The 16,065-nt window shown below is 52.0% G+C and carries 18 protein-coding genes; 11 read left to right on the top strand and 7 right to left on the bottom strand.

Features of this window, described 5'->3' with window-relative positions:
• Positions 1-63: 63 nt before the first annotated feature.
• The 8 genes from QNN86_RS10695 to nlpA all read left to right on the top strand — a co-directional run bounded on the left by QNN86_RS10695 (position 64) and on the right by nlpA (position 6,522).
• On the top strand, positions 64-489 hold the full coding sequence (locus QNN86_RS10695) for a PTS sugar transporter subunit IIA (protein WP_181618253.1): 426 nt from the start codon (positions 64-66) through the stop codon (positions 487-489).
• A gap of 13 nt (positions 490-502) precedes the next feature.
• Entirely contained in the window at positions 503-988 is a 486-nt protein-coding gene (locus QNN86_RS10690; protein ID WP_181618254.1) for a PTS system mannose/fructose/N-acetylgalactosamine-transporter subunit IIB, read from the top strand.
• 26 nt (positions 989-1,014) lie between these two features.
• On the top strand, positions 1,015-1,764 hold the full coding sequence (locus QNN86_RS10685) for a PTS mannose/fructose/sorbose/N-acetylgalactosamine transporter subunit IIC (RefSeq protein WP_003023960.1): 750 nt from the start codon (positions 1,015-1,017) through the stop codon (positions 1,762-1,764).
• The gene (locus QNN86_RS10680; RefSeq protein ID WP_414211093.1) at positions 1,761-2,621 is read left to right on the top strand and encodes a PTS system mannose/fructose/sorbose family transporter subunit IID; all 861 of its coding nucleotides are present in this window, start codon (positions 1,761-1,763) and stop codon (positions 2,619-2,621) included. The genes QNN86_RS10685 and QNN86_RS10680 overlap by 4 nt, the downstream gene beginning before the upstream one ends.
• 3 nt (positions 2,622-2,624) lie before the next feature.
• Complete coding sequence (dgaE, locus tag QNN86_RS10675; RefSeq protein WP_414211064.1) at positions 2,625-3,734, top strand: D-glucosaminate-6-phosphate ammonia lyase; 1,110 nt, start codon at positions 2,625-2,627, stop codon at positions 3,732-3,734.
• Positions 3,721-4,464 carry a 2-dehydro-3-deoxy-phosphogluconate aldolase gene (gene dagF / locus QNN86_RS10670; protein ID WP_182270710.1) on the top strand — a complete coding sequence of 248 codons (744 nt, stop codon included), beginning with the start codon at positions 3,721-3,723 and terminating at the stop codon, positions 4,462-4,464. The genes dgaE and dagF overlap by 14 nt, the downstream gene beginning before the upstream one ends.
• Before the next feature lie 212 nt (positions 4,465-4,676).
• On the top strand, positions 4,677-5,579 hold the full coding sequence (locus tag QNN86_RS10665; protein WP_414211062.1) for an Rpn family recombination-promoting nuclease/putative transposase: 903 nt from the start codon (positions 4,677-4,679) through the stop codon (positions 5,577-5,579).
• Positions 5,580-5,703: 124 nt separating this feature from the next.
• Positions 5,704-6,522, top strand: coding sequence for a lipoprotein NlpA (nlpA, locus tag QNN86_RS10660; protein WP_414211061.1), 819 nt, complete (start codon positions 5,704-5,706; stop codon positions 6,520-6,522).
• 26 nt (positions 6,523-6,548) lie between these two features.
• On the opposite strand, the gene QNN86_RS10655 is transcribed toward nlpA, so the two are convergent.
• Both QNN86_RS10655 and QNN86_RS10650 read right to left on the bottom strand, forming a co-directional pair.
• Positions 6,549-7,451, bottom strand: a complete 903-nt coding sequence (locus QNN86_RS10655) for a carboxylate/amino acid/amine transporter (RefSeq protein ID WP_181618259.1) — start codon at positions 7,449-7,451, stop codon at positions 6,549-6,551.
• 25 nt (positions 7,452-7,476) lie between these two features.
• On the bottom strand, positions 7,477-8,421 hold the full coding sequence (locus tag QNN86_RS10650) for a LysR substrate-binding domain-containing protein (RefSeq protein WP_181618260.1): 945 nt from the start codon (positions 8,419-8,421) through the stop codon (positions 7,477-7,479).
• A 145-nt stretch (positions 8,422-8,566) separates the two neighbouring features.
• Here QNN86_RS10650 and QNN86_RS10645 point away from each other — a divergent pair, with 145 nt between their 5' ends.
• The gene (locus QNN86_RS10645) at positions 8,567-9,343 is read left to right on the top strand and encodes an SDR family NAD(P)-dependent oxidoreductase (protein WP_279277486.1); all 777 of its coding nucleotides are present in this window, start codon (positions 8,567-8,569) and stop codon (positions 9,341-9,343) included.
• 39 nt (positions 9,344-9,382) lie between these two features.
• Here the strand turns inward: QNN86_RS10645 and QNN86_RS10640 are convergent, their stop codons facing one another.
• Together QNN86_RS10640 and QNN86_RS10635 are read right to left on the bottom strand one after the other, a co-directional pair.
• Positions 9,383-9,673, bottom strand: coding sequence for a putative quinol monooxygenase (locus QNN86_RS10640; RefSeq protein WP_249417901.1), 291 nt, complete (start codon positions 9,671-9,673; stop codon positions 9,383-9,385).
• Positions 9,674-9,689: 16 nt separating this feature from the next.
• Positions 9,690-10,697 carry a zinc-binding alcohol dehydrogenase family protein gene (locus tag QNN86_RS10635; protein ID WP_181618263.1) on the bottom strand — a complete coding sequence of 336 codons (1,008 nt, stop codon included), beginning with the start codon at positions 10,695-10,697 and terminating at the stop codon, positions 9,690-9,692.
• Between the two features lie 112 nt (positions 10,698-10,809).
• Between QNN86_RS10635 and QNN86_RS10630 the strand changes: the two genes are divergently transcribed.
• A complete protein-coding gene (locus QNN86_RS10630; RefSeq protein WP_137362522.1) occupies positions 10,810-11,712 on the top strand; it encodes a LysR family transcriptional regulator in 903 nt (300 codons plus the stop codon).
• 45 nt (positions 11,713-11,757) lie between these two features.
• Here the strand turns inward: QNN86_RS10630 and QNN86_RS10625 are convergent, their stop codons facing one another.
• The 3 genes from QNN86_RS10625 to QNN86_RS10615 all read right to left on the bottom strand — a co-directional run bounded on the left by QNN86_RS10625 (position 11,758) and on the right by QNN86_RS10615 (position 14,816).
• Positions 11,758-13,254: a C69 family dipeptidase gene (locus tag QNN86_RS10625; RefSeq protein ID WP_414211060.1), complete on the bottom strand. Its 1,497-nt coding sequence runs from the start codon at positions 13,252-13,254 to the stop codon at positions 11,758-11,760.
• Positions 13,255-13,581: 327 nt separating this feature from the next.
• Positions 13,582-14,046 (bottom strand): hypothetical protein, encoded by a 465-nt coding sequence (locus tag QNN86_RS10620; protein ID WP_137399554.1) that lies wholly within the window; start codon positions 14,044-14,046, stop codon positions 13,582-13,584.
• Positions 14,043-14,816, bottom strand: coding sequence for a winged helix-turn-helix domain-containing protein (locus tag QNN86_RS10615; protein ID WP_181596091.1), 774 nt, complete (start codon positions 14,814-14,816; stop codon positions 14,043-14,045). The genes QNN86_RS10620 and QNN86_RS10615 overlap by 4 nt, the downstream gene beginning before the upstream one ends.
• A 572-nt stretch (positions 14,817-15,388) precedes the next feature.
• Between QNN86_RS10615 and QNN86_RS10610 the strand changes: the two genes are divergently transcribed.
• Positions 15,389-16,006 carry a helix-turn-helix transcriptional regulator gene (locus tag QNN86_RS10610; RefSeq protein ID WP_115257147.1) on the top strand — a complete coding sequence of 206 codons (618 nt, stop codon included), beginning with the start codon at positions 15,389-15,391 and terminating at the stop codon, positions 16,004-16,006.
• Positions 16,007-16,065: the final 59 nt, after the last annotated feature.

Raw genomic sequence — 16,065 nt, 5'->3', positions numbered from 1 at the left:
CAAATTCTGGCACATCCCTTGCTCTGGTTACCTGTGTCTATGTAATCGAGCCAGGAGGCCATTTTGACTACCACTGAATCCTTACCCCAAATCCTGCTGCTGACCCATGGCGGCTGGGGGCAACAGCTTTGCAACAGCCTGCGCATGGTGACGGGTGAAATCAAAGGCGTGACCGAAATCGCGCTGATGCCTGTCGATACGCTCGGTGAGTTTTATCAGCGCGTCGAAGCCGTGGTGAAAACCATGCCGGAAGGCTCACTTATCCTGACGGATTTTATTGGCGGCACCACTTCTAACGTGGCGGCGCGGCTGAGCGCCGATTACCCGGTGGCAGTCATTTCCGGGCTGAATGCCTCTTTGCTACTGGAGGCGCTGGACAGGCGTGAGCATGGTCTGCTGACCACCTGCGTGGCTGAACTGGTTGATGCCGGGCGCAGCAGTTGTCTGGACGTTGTTGCCCACGTTCGTCAATTACAACAATCAAAATAGGGAAGAAAACATCATGGCAAACATCGTGTTATGTCGTATCGATAGCCGTCTAATCCATGGGCAGGTCGTCACCAAGTGGGTTGGACAATCGCAGGCAAACCGTATTGCGGTAGTCAGTGATGAACTGGACGCCGATCCGTTTATGAAAAATATCTACCTGATGGCAGCTCCGCCGAACATCAAAGTGGATTGCTACGGTAACCAAAGTTTTGCGGCCGCATGGAAAGAAAACCAGCTTGGTGACGGCAAAGTCCTGGTGCTGTTTCCTTCCCTGACGGCGATTCAGGAGGCGGTCCAGTTGGGCTTTGACGTGACTACCATTCAGGTGGGCGGGTTGGGCGGCGGGCCAAACCGCAAAGCAGTATTCCAGAACATTACGCTGGACGAAAAAGACGTTGGCATTCTGAGCGACCTGAAAAATCGCGGGATTCAGGTGTTCTTCCAGACTATCCCGGAAGATAAGCCGCAGTCGCTGGACGATATCCTGAAAAAATTCTAACTCTTTGATAATAGGATAATAACACTATGGACACTTTAGTCTTTGCAAGCCTGATGGGGTTGTATTACTGGTTTGCCCGTTTACGTTTAGGCTACACCTTCTCCGCCATGCTGCTTCAGCCCGTTGTTATTGCCGTATTTGTTGGCCTGCTGTTAGGCAACATGGAAACGGCGATGATCATTGGCGCCGGCATGCAGTTGGTTTATCTCGGTGTCACCTCCACGCCGGGCGGTAACGTACCGTCAGACCCCGCGCTGGCCGCCTGTATCTCGATTCCTATCGCCGTGAAGGCGGGAATGGACCCAAATCTGGCTATCGCGCTGGCGATCCCGTTTGGCGTGATCGGCGTGTTCCTCGACCAGTTGCGCCGTACGCTGAACGCGGCGTGGGTGCATATGGCGGATAAGCATGCGGAAACGGCGAATATGGCAGGCATTATGCGCTGCGCGTTTCTTTATCCGGCGTTACTCGGCCTGGTACTGCGCTTCCCGGTTGTCTTCGCCGCCAACTATTTTGGTCAGGACGTGGTGGAAAGCTTCCTCAAGCTGATGCCTCACTGGCTGACCCACTCTTTTGAAATTATGGGTGGCATTTTGCCGGCGCTGGGCTTCGCCATCACCATTATGGTGATCGGTAAAAAGAGCCTGCTGCCGTGGTTTATCGGTGGATTCTTTGCGGTGCTGTACCTGAAGGTGGACATCATGGCGATGGCAATCTTTGGTACCTGCGTGGCCTTCCTGATTAAAGGTCTGGCGAAAAATGAAGGAGCAGCATAATGAGCAGCGACGTAATGCAGCATGAACTGGTGGAGCGCGCGCGTGAAAGCGGCACGCTGACCAAAGCCGACATCACTAAAGCCTGGTTTATTTACTGGCTGGGTGCGGAAGTATCCAGCTCCTATGAACGTTTGCAAAGTCTGATTTACTGCGCCTCAATGACGCCGATCATCAAAAAGCTCTACCCGCAAAAAGAGGAACAGGTGGAAGCGCTAAAACGCCATCTGAACTTCTTCAACTCGGAACAGACGTTTGGGGCGGTGATTCAGGGGATCTCCATTGCGATGGAGGAGCAAAAAACGCGCGGTGAGCCGATCAGCGACGCCTCCATTACCGGGATTAAAACAGGTTTGATGGGGCCGCTGGCCGGGATGGGGGATTCCATCATCTGGGCCGCCGTAATGCCGCTGTTAATCGCTATCTTCATCCCATTCGCCGCCAATGGCAGCGCGATGGGCGGCATTGTCCCCTTAATTCTCTATCCCGCTATTACGCTGGCGATAAGCTACGGCATGGTTCACAAAGGCTACACGCTGGGGCGTGACTCGATAATTGGTCTGCTGCAGGGAGGGCGAATAAAGGAGCTTATCTACGGTGCTAACGTGTTGGGCCTGATCATGATGGGGGCGCTGTCCGCAAGCTACGTCAAGATCACCACCCCGTTAAAGCTTAGCGCGCTGAAAGGCTCGGAAGTGGTGGTGCAGCAAATCCTCGACTCTATTGCCCCCGGCCTGTTGCCGCTGGCGGCGGTGTTCGCCATTTACTTCTATCTGGTGAAGAAAGGGCCGCGTTACACCACCATTCTGCTGTCGATTGTGGCGCTGAGCGTGGTCTGTTCGCTGTTGGGAGTACTGTAAGCCATGACGCAAAATATCTATCAACAACTGGGGCTAAAACAGGTCATTAACGCCTGTGGCAAAATGACGATTCTGGGTGTCTCCAGCGTGGCGCCGGAAGTGATGCAGGCTACGGCGCGAGCGGCCTCAGCCTTTGTTGAAATTGACCGACTGGTGGATCGTACCGGCGAACTGGTTTCCCGCTTTACCGGCGCTGAGGACAGCTATGTCACTTCCTGCGCCTCGGCGGGCATCGCCATTGCCGTGGCAGCTGCCATTACCCGCGGCGACCAGGCCAGGGTTACGCTGATGCCGGACAGCGCCGGTATGGCCAACGAAGTGGTCATGCTGCGCGGGCATAACGTAGATTACGGTGCGCCAATCACCAGCGCCATTCGCTTAGGCGGCGGGTGCGTGGTGGAAGTCGGCTCAAGTAATCTGTCGGCCCGCTGGCAACTGGAGAGCGCGATTACCGACAACACCGCCGCGCTACTGTATGTGAAATCACACCACTGCGTGCAGAAAGGCATGCTGAGCATTGCGGATTTTGTGCAGGTTGCGCAGGTTCACAACCTGCCGCTGATTGTTGATGCCGCCGCCGAGGAGGATTTGCACGCTTGGGTTGCGAGCAGCGCCGACATGGTGATTTACAGCGGGGCAAAAGCGTTCAACGCGCCAACCTCCGGGTTTATCACCGGCAAGAAATCGTGGATCGCCGCCTGTAAAGCGCAGCACCACGGTATTGCCAGGGCGATGAAAATCGGCAAGGAGAACATGGTCGGGCTGGTGTACGCGCTGGAAAATTATCATCAGGAACAGGCTGTGGTCACTGCCGAACAACTGCAGCCAGTAGCGGATGCGATTTCAACGATTCGTGGGTTGAGCGCGGATATTGAGCAGGATGAAGCCGGACGCGCCATCTGGCGTATTCGCGTGCAGGTGAACGCGCAGGCTTTAGGCATTGACGCCCGTGAAGTCGAATCCCAACTACGTGGTGGTGATATCGCTATTTACGCTCGCCGTTACAATCTTCATCAGGGCGTCTTTAGCCTTGACCCGCGTACGGTCGCGGAAGGGGAAATGGCGCTGATCGTGGCACGACTGAAGGAGATTGCAGACCATGCAGCAGATTAATTTTTATCGTCAACGTGTGGCGATTAACGTGCTGGCGAAGGATATCGCCAATGCGCGGGAAATCTACGACGCCGCCGAGGGTCATGCGGCGATCGGCGTGCTTTCTTCGCAGTTTGCCTCAGTGGAAGAAGGCGTTCAGGAAGTGAAACGCTGGATGGCGGAGGTGCCATCTATCTCCGTAGGGTTGGGAGCCGGAGATCCGGCGCAGTATTACAAAGCGGCGATGATTGCGTCAGCGGTTCATCCGGCGCACGTCAACCAGACCTTTACTGGCTGTGGTTTTGCGGCGGGTGCGTTGGCGGCTACGGGGGGAGAGCAGACGCACATTAACGCGTTGGTTAGCCCGACAGGTACGCCGGGTGAGGTGCTTATTTCCACCGGGGTTAGCAGCAGCAAAGGGACACCTGCTCGGGTTTCCTGTGATGCGGCAGTTCGCATGATGCAGGATTCAGGGGCGCATGCGGCGAAGTTTTTCCCGATGGGCGGCGAGACGTCGTTACCGGAGCTGTACGTGCTGGCGACGACCGCCGCGCGCAACGGGATGACGCTGATTGAACCCACCGGCGGAATCGATCTTGATAATTTCGGCATCATATTGCAAACCTGCCTGGAAGCAGGCGTACCGCGCGTGATGCCTCATGTTTACAGCTCAATAATCGACCCGCAAACCGGCAATACCCGACCGGAAGATGTCCGCAGATTAATGGAGATCGTAAAAGGTCTGGTGTGATCGTTCCACCTTCATGTAACCCCCGACATACAGGCCCGGTAAGCGTTATCGCCACCGGGCATTTTTGCGAACATTTTTCCCTGAAAATGTATGCATTGCAGTTGAGAGTTTTTATCCTACAAAGCGCCTCGCAGGCTTAAAAGTTGCCTGATGCGGATAATGCGATAGGTGAGTAAGGTCCCGTCATCTTGTACTGCAGGTGATGGAGCGCCATGAAAAAAAACACGACCTCTACGCCGCATGATGCGGTGTTTAAACGGTTTTTAGGCCATCCGGCAACGGCGCGGGATTTCCTGGATATCTGGCTTCCGGAATCCCTACGCGCCCTTTGCAACCTGAACACACTGAAGCTTGAATCCGGTAGTTTTGTGGAGGAAGACCTGCGGGCCAGTTATTCCGATGTACTGTGGTCACTGCAAACAACGAAGGGTAGGGGCTATATCTATGCGCTGATTGAACATCAAAGTTCGCCGGATGCCCATATGGCATTTCGGCTGATGCGCTATGCCATTGCCGCAATGCAGCGTCATCTCGACGCCGGGCATAAAACGTTACCCCTGGTGGTGCCGATACTTTTTTACCATGGCGTTGCCAGCCCGTACCCTTTTTCACTGTGTTGGCTGGATGAGTTTGACGATCCAGAAACTGCGCGGCGGCTTTATGGCGCGACTTTCCCGCTGGTAGACATCACGGTGGTGTCCGATGATGAGATTATGCAGCATCGGCGGATGGCTTTGCTAGAGCTTGTTCAGAAGCACATCCGCGAGCGTGATTTGATGCTATTGGTCGATAAACTGGCGGTCCTGCTTGTTAAGGAACACGCTAATGACAGCCAAATAGAAACGCTGTTTAATTACTTGCTACAGTCTGGCAGTGCGACCCGATTTGAGGCGTTTATTCGCAAGCTGGCCGGGCGCGTTCCCCTACACAAGGAGAGATTAATGACTATTGCTGAATGCTTACGTGAGTCGGGGAGAAAAGAAGGAAAGATGGAAGGAAAGCTGGACGAAGCGTTGCGGATTGCACATGCCATGCTTGAAAAGGGTATTGATCGCGACCTGGTGCTACTGATTACCGGGCTATCCATTGATGAGCTTATGGAACACTTCGACTAATCTCTTTTATTTCCGTTATGCCTTTTTCTTCTTGCTGATGCTTTTTCGTTTTTTAAACCGCAGCGGCCTTCCCGCTATAGTCAATTTATTACTCTATGGGTGGTTAATTAAAAAGGATAAAAACGTGAAGCGGAAGAGACCATATTTCGGGGCCGGGGCGGTGGTATTACTGGCGGGATTATTGCTGGCAGGTTGCGACCAGCAAAGCGGTGACGCAAAACACATTAAAGTCGGCGTGATTAACGGCGCAGAGCAGGATGTGGCAGAGGTTGCGAAGAAGGTGGCCAAAGAGAAGTACGGACTCGATGTTGAGCTGGTGGGGTTTAGTGGTTCGTTACTGCCCAATGATGCAACTAATCATGGTGAGCTGGATGCCAACGTCTTCCAGCATCGTCCGTTCCTTGAACAGGATAATAAAGCGCATAACTATAAGCTGGTGGCGGTGGGCAATACCTTTGTTTTTCCGATGGCCGGTTATTCGAAGAAAATCAAAACCGTAGCGGAACTGAAAGACGGCGCAACGATTGCAATACCTAACGATCCAACCAATCTTGGGCGGGCGTTGTTGTTGCTGCAAAAAGAAAAGTTAATCACGCTGAAAGCGGGGACAGGTCTGCTGCCGACGGCGCTGGATATCACTGATAATCCACGGCATCTGACGATTATGGAACTGGAAGGCGCGCAGCTACCACGCGTACTGGACGATCAGAAAGTGGACGTGGCGATCATCAGTACCACCTATATTCAACAGACAGGGCTTTCTCCGGTACATGACAGCGTATTTATCGAAGATAAAAACTCGCCGTATGTGAATATTCTGGTGGCGCGGGAAGACAACAAAGATGCTGAGAACGTAAAAGAATTCCTGCAATCCTATCAGTCACCTGAAGTGGCAAAGGCGGCGGAAACTATCTTTAACGGCGGCGCGGTTCCGGGCTGGTAATTAACCCGTTGCCGCGCCGGTTGGCGTTAAACCGCTCTGGCGCGGCGACGTGAATCCATTGAGATCAGCACTACCGACGAGAGGATCAGCAACGTGCCCAGCCAGTCTGGCAAGGTAAACGTAATCCCTAACAACAACAGCGACAACAGGGCGCTGCTCAACGGTTCCGCACAGCTTAAAATACTCGCTTTCGGTCCGCCAATCATCTGCGCGCCTTTCAGGTACAGGCTAAACGTCAGCGATGTACCGATCACCACCAGATAGAAAAATGCCAGAATTAAACTGCCATTGACCACGAAGTCCGTTCCCTCTCCGGCATAGAACGGGAGCAGGATCAGGCCACCTATCAACATACTCCAGCCCACGATCGGCAGCGTACCGTAACGGGCGATAAGCGTAGAGGGATAGGTGGTATAGAACGCGGCGGCAAAGGCGGAGGCGATCCCCCAGAACAGCGCGGCAGGGGAAATAGACAGCGAGGTTGGGTTGCCGTGAGTCACCAGCAGGAATGTGCCGATAAGTGAAGTCAGAATGGCGGTCAGCACTAAAATGCCCGGTCGTGCTTTACGCACCACGGAGAACCACGCCACGATAATGGTCGGTGACAGAAATTGCAGTACCGTTGCAGTAGCGGCGTTGGATTTTTCAATGGTCAGCAGAAAAGTCAGCTGTACGGTGAGTGCGCCGACCACGGAGAAAATTAGCAGGCTGATAGCGTCTTTGCGGTTTTTGATGATGGAAAACACTTTGTCGCCGTGAACGAAAGAGAGCATCAGCAGAATAAGCCCGGCGAATATCAGGCGCGTCATGGTCAAAAACGGCGACGACATCTGACTTTGCTCCATGATGTACTGCGCGCAAACGCCTGAACTTCCCCATAATACGGCGGCAATCAGGACGTTCATCATCCCTCTTTTGGTGGAACTCATCTTTCCCTCTGCATGCTGTTTTGTTTTATTTGTGTGCGGGCATCATAGCAGAGATGGTTGCGATTTCTGCCAGCACATCCGCAATCAGCCAGTCATTAAAGACGTTTACCGCTGGACGCATAACCGCGTGCTGTGGTGTGACAATGTAGTAAGACCACGTCAGGGGCCAGCGGGTGTCGGGATGAAGCTGAACCAGTTGTCCATCATTCAGTAGCTGTTGCACTAATGCTCTGCGCACAATGGCGACGCCCTGACCGCTGAGTGCCGCCAGAATCACGGCGGAGGTGGAGTTGATGTGCAAACCACTGTCGCGAACGGCAGGAGCCTGGGTGGCGGTCAGGACATCATTCCAGGCTGGGAAATTGGCGCCGGGGTGGGGAGTATCATCATGGATAAGTTTCTGTGTGGCCAGCCATTCACCACAGGATATTTTTCCTGGTGGCACTATACGTGGGCTACAGACCAGAACCGCTTCTTCATCCATCAGCCAGGTTTTGTTGACGCCAGGCCAGTCGCCTTTGCCGCAACGTACGCCCAAATCCGCTTCGCCGTGGGCGACATCCATCAATTTTTCCGTCACGTTCAGGCGTAGTTCGATGTTTTCATGCGCTTGCGAGAAACGATTGAGACGGTTCATCAGCCAGTTCATCACCAGCACCTGAGAGGCGGTGATGATTACCACCGAGCGCGCCCGCCGACCGCGTAGCTTGTTCAATCCGGATTCGAGGCTATCCAGTCCCTGAGTTATTTCACGTAATGCGTCCTGTGCTTCACTGACCAGCGTCAGGCGCTCTTTGCCTGAGCGGGTACGATGCAGTAGCGGGTGGCCAACCCAGTCTTCCAGGGCGCGTACCAGTTGCCCAACGGCAGCGGGGGTAACCCCCAGCTCTTGTGCCGCACCGGTAAAACTGCCATGGCGGGCAGTGGCTTCAAAAGCGTGTAACCATTTTAGACGATTAAGCGATCGCATCAGGTCATTTCCCGTTTTGTGAATATCTTCAGTATATGGCATCGAGATAGATTTTCTTTCCCGGTTGGCTATTTCTTCTCATTCGTCAGCGCCTCAAGGGAGTGGCATCGTTAGCACATTAACGACGCTTGAAACGAGGTTAGCGATGAACACATTATTTGTCGGAAAAAAACTGTTAGTGGTAGGCGGTACCAGTGGGATGGGGTTTGAAACTGCAAAACGGATCCTTCAGGGCGGTGGTCGAGTGGTGCTGGTAGGCCATCGTGCTGACAAAGCAGAGCAGGCGCGGCAGGCGCTGGCGGAGTTGGGTGATGTCTCCGTCATTGTGGCGGATCTGATGTCGGAAGCGGGCGTTAAACAGGTGATGGCGACGGTGAATAGTGAACATAAAGACATCAGCCTGTTGGTCAATGCCGCAGGGATTTTCTTCCCGAAACCGTTTATTGAACATGAAGTTGCAGATTATGAACTGTATATGAGCCTCAACCGCGCGATGTTTTTCATCACCCGCGATGTGGTACGCAATATGGTGGCCGCAAACATTAACGGTGCCATTGTGAATATCGGCTCTATGTGGGCGCAACAAGCGGTGGGCGCGACGCCTTCTTCGGCTTATTCGATGGCCAAAGCGGGCCTGCATGCTTTAACGAAAAATCTGGCCATTGAGCTGGGTGCGCATGGGATTCGCGTGAACGCCGTTTCACCAGCGGTGGTGCACACGCCTATCTATGAAGGATTTATCCCGAAAGAGGATGTACAGGGCGTGATGAGCAGTTTTGATAGCTTCCATCCGATAGGCCGGGTCGGTACACCTGGTGATGTAGCAGAAACCGTCGCGTTCCTGCTGTCTGATAGAGCGGGTTGGGTGACCGGGGCTGTCTGGGATGTGGATGGCGGTGTGATGGCGGGGCGTAATGCCTGACTGAGTATCCCCCGCGTGGCGGGGGATTGCGGAGAGAAATTAAGGCTCAATTGGCGTCAGATAATCCAGACGCAGCGGTTCGGCCAGCAGATCGTTCATTTGCAGGATAAACGTCTGGAAATGCGGCAGGGCAATATGGTCGTCCAGACCGGCCTGACCCCGCCAGGATTCGCGTACGTAAAACACATCCGGCGTATCGCGCAGTTGAAACAGCGCATACTCAATATTGCCCGGCTCCCGACGCGTGGGCAGCAGTAAGGCCTGCAGTGCCTGTTTCAGGGCGTCGGTTTTCCCATGTTTGGCTTTCAGTACCGCAATAATAGAAATCACTTCAGTGTCAGACATATTAAAACCCCTCCAGAACAATTTTGCCTACCGCACGACCGGTTTCAATTTGCGCATGGGCTTTTTGTAAGTTCGCCGCAGAAATAGTGCCCAAATGCTCGCCCAGAGTAGTACGGATCGTCTGACTGTCGATCAGTTGCGCCACGCGGGTCAGTAGCTGGTGCTGGGCAATGATGTCATGGGTTTCGAACATTGAACGGGTAAACATAAATTCCCAATGCAGTGAAATGCTTTTTGCTTTTAGCGGACGAGCATCAAGGAATTCTGGGTCGTCAATCAGTGCCAGTTTGCCCTGAGGGGCCAGGGCGCTAATAATCTGCTGATAGTGCTGTTCGGTATTATTCAGGCTGGCAACGTGTGTGACCTCTTTAACTCCAATTCGTGCCAGCTCTTCGGTCAGCGGTTTGCTGTGATCGATCACATGATGCGCACCTGCTTCACGCACCCATTTCTGGCTTTCCGGGCGCGATGCTGTGCCAATAACGGTCATTTTGGTCAGTTTACTCGCCAGTTGAGTCAGGATAGAACCGACGCCCCCCGCAGCACCGACGATCAACAATACGTCGCCTTCGTTGCCATTTTCTGCAACACCCAGGCGGTCGAACAGCATTTCCCATGCGGTGATGGCAGTCAACGGCAGGGCGGCGGCAGAGGCGTTATCCAGCGATTGCGGCTTTAGTGCGACAATGCGTTCATCAACCAGCTGAAATTCGCTGTTACTGCCCGCCCGACCCAGTGCACCGGCATACCAGACTTCGTCACCCGGTGTGAATAACGTCACGGACTCGCCGACGGATTTCACCACGCCCACCGCATCCCAGCCCAGTACACGCGGGGTGTCAGCGTTGAACCCCTCGCGAACTTTGGTATCAACAGGGTTAACGGAAATCGCTTTCACCTCAACCAGCAGGTCATGCCCTGCGGCAACCGGAACGGGCAGTTCAATTTCTTGTAAAAATTCAATGTTATTGCCGTTAGTCGCGGCGTGGGTAATAGCGATGGCTTTCATAATCTCTCCGGTTACAGGATTCTGTTTATCTGTTGAATAATTCGATGGTAAACCGGTAGCAGAACGGGAAAAATAGCCTCACGGCGACAGGACTTATACTCGGGGAGTGAAAATGTTCCGGCTTGAAGATCTCACGTTGTTTGTCCGCGCCGCGGCGCTGAACAGTTTTAGTGATGCGGCGCGCGAAGTCGGCGTCCAGCCGGCCCAGGTCAGTTCCGCCATCAAGCGCCTGGAGTCCACGCTGACCATCCGCTTGTTTGCGCGCTCTACGCGCAGCCTGCGGCTGACGCCGGAAGGCGAGGTCTGGTTGCCTTATGCCCGCCAGATGCTGGACGTGATGCATGCCGGTCTGCAGAAAATTCAGACACCCGAGGATGAGATTTCCGGCACGCTGCAAATTGCGGTGCCGTCCGATCTCGGGCGTAACCTGCTGCTGCCTGTTTTTCAGTCATTTCGTCGTTGCCACCCCGCCCTGCGCCTGCGGGTCTTTTTCTCCGATCAGGTGACTGATGTGTTTAAAGATCCCGTCGATGTCGCGTTTCGTTATGGTAATACCGAGGATGCGTCTTACATCGCACTGCCCGTGGCTCCTGGTAATCGACGCGTGCTGGTGGCTTCTCCGGGGTGGGTTACGCAGCACGGTGAGCCGCAAAAACCAGATGATTTAGCGCCGTTAAATGCCATGACCTTCGTCTTACGCGGACGACTCCATGACCGCTGGACGTTTACGCGCAACGGTGAGGTCAGCAGTGTGCAGGTCAACAGCACGTTTATGAGCGATGACGCCGAAGTGATCCGTCGTCTGGCGATTGCCGGCGAAGGGATTGCGTATAAGTCGTGGCTGGACGTGAGTGAAGATGTACGTGACGGTCGTTTGCAGTTGCTGATGCCTGATTATCAGGGGGAAAAAGTCCCGCTAAATATGATTTGCCCGCACCGAAAACAGCTTTCAACGGCGGTGCGCCTGCTGCACGACGCCGTGAAGGCGCGGTGTGAAACGCTGGCGCAGAGCTGAAAACGTCTCCGCACCAGCAAACCAGGCCATTTACCTGGCGGTGACTCAGTCTTTTTTGGCTGCGTTAGCAAAGAAAATATCAGACTGAATATCTTTAGTGCGGATAGTGAACAGCTGATTCGTCAGGTCTTCCGTCAGCTTCTCGGCGTCGGCCATGATGCGCAGGTTGAAGTCATTCAGCATGTTATCTGCGGCAGGCTTATCGGTTTTCGCCATCTTCAGATATTCGGCCTCGACCTCTTTTTGCTCCTGTGCAACCTTGTCTTCCCACGCTTTGTAGGCTTTTTTGACGATGGGCGCGAGCTTAGGATAATCGGTCATAGTCAGCGTCTGTAATTTACGATACTTCCAGTAGATGGATTGATCGTCTGCTTTATCCGTCCCCATCGTATAGTTGGTCGGATACGCCTTCAGGCCACTGTAGTAAGGAACAAAGGCGGTAAGATCGGCCATACCCAAGCCAATGTAAGTTGTTTCACCAATTTCTTTTGGCAGCCACGGACGGACCTGCATCACGTGGGCCTCGTAGGTGCGGAATACGCTGACAGGACGCCACGGCTCTTTGCCGTTCAGACCGTTGGTGTACGGATCATGGCTGGTGCCTTCATAGTGGCTGCGTAACACCGACTTCACGTCGTCCAGTGTCATCTTTTTCTCCGGCTTCAGGAATACCGGGAACTCGCGGCCTGCGGCCATATCCTGATTGACGGAAGGATTAAACGTTTTCTGGATGGTCCACACGCGAGGGTCGTTATAGGTACGGTCACGTACATCATCGCGGGTATAGACTGTGGAGAAGTTGAATTTGCCGTCTTTGGCCTTATCGTACAGACCTTTTTCGCTGGCGAATTCAATCAGGTTTTTCGACGCCATCATGTTCGGGTCTTGTGGATCGTAATCCTGTAAACGTCCCTGGTTACCGGTGGCAAAATATTGATTATTTGGCAGCCGCTGTGCCATCCACTGGTGACCGCTACCGGTTTCCAGATACCAGATTTCTTTATCATCCACGACGGCAACGCCGAAACCTTCACCTGCGCCGACGGTTTTAACGATATGCCCCAGCAGGGCCACCGCGTCACGCGCGGTTTTGCTCTGTGACAGTAAGATGTCTGGGATATCGTCTTCGGTGATCCCTTTATCCTCAACGTACGGGTCAACGGCCAGCGCCTTCGATGAAGCAAAAATAGATTCTGTCCCGCTGACGCCAACGCCCAGTTCGTTAAAACCGGTGGCTCCGTGTAGCTGGGTTTTCCAGTTAGGCACGGTGGTATAACGCAGTGAGTTTTTCGGCAGCGGCCAGGTAAAATCATTCGCACCATTATGTGCTTTGGTGCTGTACACCCCGGTCTGGTTCTGTTTCGCCGGATGAATCAAAAAATGCTGTGCTTTCAGCGCGTCGCTGTCTGCGCTACGGGCCACCAACATTGAGCCGTCCGCCGAGGCTTCATTGCCGACCAGCAGGGTCGTACACGCAAAACCGGATGAAACAACCGCCAGGTTTACTGAAAGTGCAATCAGGCACTTTTTAAAACTAAACATTATGTATCCCTCATAAGTACGCCATAAGTACACCGGAAACACACTGTTTCCTTAATGCGATCACGCCTGTACTGTCAGGCATGGCTCGCCAGAGAGATAAACGCCCCTGCCCACGTTATCTCCGCATATCCATCCGTCGGTTAAAGTCTTCTGGACGCTCTAACACGTCCATTTCGCTTGATTTTTACGCAGTGGATATCGAGGTATTCAGGATGCTTCCTGATTCGGGGAGAAGAATAGCAATGGCTTATTACTGGATTCAGTGACCCATGTCGCGTAAGTCAATGATGATAAATGTGAATGCTGGATTTAAGTTAAATTACGATATTATCTTTTGCGGCAATACAGTGAGGGAACATTCGACGTCGCAAAAATCCACGCGCCTTTATACTCCTCCATAACCAGGCTCAGGCCTCGCCCGTTCTGGCGATAAAACCCCGGTAATGTACTGTTAATATCATCTTCATCCGCTGTATCGGCGAAAGTTTTGACCACCTGCGTCGTCTGCAGCACGCGGGCATCGTGCTGTTGGGTGTAGCTAAAATATATGTTCCTGCTGACGTCCGTGGTGTGATGTCCATACAGCCTGCCGTTAATGGTCGCCAGCCCTTCATGCTGGTACATCCGGTACGACACCGTACCGGTAAAGCGTTTGTCACCAATATTCCACTCTACGTTGCCGACGCAATTCAGTGGTTGTTCGGCATATCGCGAATGCCATAGCCAGGCACCTGAACCGAGAACCGTCGCCAGCCCAATACTAACCAGAATAATCGTGCAGGTTTTTTTCATTGCGCACGCGTCCAGTAATAATGGCTGGTACAAAACGCAGAAGCATCCGTTCGTGCGTCTTTATCACAGACAAAGGCGACCACTCTCTCGGCTTTGCGGTAACCGGCAAGGAACACATAATGGTTTTTTTCACAGAGAGAGGGATGCGATTGCATCAAATTGAAATAACCGTCCAGATTGTGTTCATTCGGTGAATAATAAATTTTGCAGTTTTGATTTGAGGGAATTCGCATGGAAATAGAGATGAAGGCGATAAATGGCATCGCCGGGCGTTTCTGATACCACACCAGCCAGATAACCAGGGTAGCAATAAGCACGCTGAGGGTAAAAAGAATCCCCCATCGAGGGACCGGCGTTGTTTGTTTCGGTGAGGGAACTATTGTTGCGGGTGTTGTGTTTTCTTCAATCACTGGCGGCAAGGAAACATCACTTTGTGTGTGCGTTATGACTTCTACCTGCGTATTTTCCGTTAATCTCAGTCCTCGGCGAGAAATAGTTTTTACCGTGTCACGAGGCAACCCTACTTCCTCCAGCGCTTTACGCAGCGTCAGGATTGCCTGATAAAAGGTATTGGTCGTGGTGACATTATTGCGCTCCCCCCAACCCACTTTTAGCAGCGTGTTCTGAGAAACGATGTCATTTGGGTGCGTAATTAAATACAAAAAGCAGAGTGAGGCTGGCAGTTGCAGTTGAATCGACCGCCCGGTCTGCTGGTTAACCAGACTTCTGTTATCAGGATTAAATTCGACCAACTGATTGATAAGGTACAATGCCCGGCCCTCAGTAACAAAGACGTATCACGGAGTGCCGTTGACACCCCCTTTAATTCTACATACAAATCGCAAAGACGCCTCGGTCTTTGCACATCATCAGTGATAAAGTTCTTAGGTGATGAAATAAAATCATTAAAATACAAACGGATAGCATAGATAAATCTTAGATGAGAATGAACTAAGGTTAAGTAATGAGAATTCATTACAGATTTATCAGAATTACCCTTATATTTATTCACCACGCCGCCAGAGTGATTAAATTATCGGATTAATGTTACTGATAATTATCTCTTATGTCGATTTTTTAGCAAATAGTGCTATGTGAGTATTTATCCTGGTGCCGTGATTTGTGTGCAAAATTCCTAATGTTATGGTTATTTGTCTGAGAAAAGATACGCATATACTGATTGGTATCAGGTTATTTATCATCCGTATTAATTTGCTGATAAGACTTTATAACATTTTTAATGACTGAATTTAATTGACTAACGGGGCGCGCGTAGCGTGTCGATTGACACATTTATTTACCAGTGAAATATTGAAGGAAAAAATTACAGGAGTTGTTTTTGATGAAGAGAAAACCGCCACCAAATGTTCGTTGCATAAGTTGTGAATTATCCTGCTCGTTATTTCCGCAGCCTGCGGTACGCGCACAGTATTGCCATCGTGCTACTTTTGCTATCTGGCCTGAGGGGAATCGTTTTTTGAAAGCAGGGATCGTTGAAAAACTTCTTCTTAATAATCAAAATCATTTGTCCCGGGGTTTTATTTTTGTCGACTTTTCGTTCCCGAATCTGCGCTTGTTCGCCGATCCGCAGTGGGTTGACCGTTTAGCCCGTAGCGGGATGCGTATTGTCCTGCTCTCTGACCGGAATCTGACACCGTTAGCCAATTACTGGTTGTCGAAAAGCAGTTACATACAAGGCATTATTTATTCTGACGATGACGATATTGTTCAGCATCAGAAGATTCACCGACTGTTCACAGGTCACCTGGCTAACAGCAAGCGTGGACGATCATTAAACTACACGGAAATGATATTGCTGAAGCGTTTTATGTCGGGGAAAAGTATTCAGCAAATCACCGTCACAGATAATATCGATATTAAGAAAATTTACGTCTATAAACTTCGGCTTGAAGAAAAGCTGGGACATAGTATTCATAAAATAATCTCGAATATTTTATAACTGTTTTTCATTTTTATTATTTCCACATTATTACGATGTGGTGGACTCTCTACGCCTAA

Origin of the sequence: Citrobacter sp. C348 (assembly GCF_047467975.1) — a bacterium.
Lineage (GTDB): Bacteria > Pseudomonadota > Gammaproteobacteria > Enterobacterales > Enterobacteriaceae > Citrobacter > Citrobacter gillenii.
This window is presented reverse-complemented; position numbering and strand designations above follow the sequence as displayed.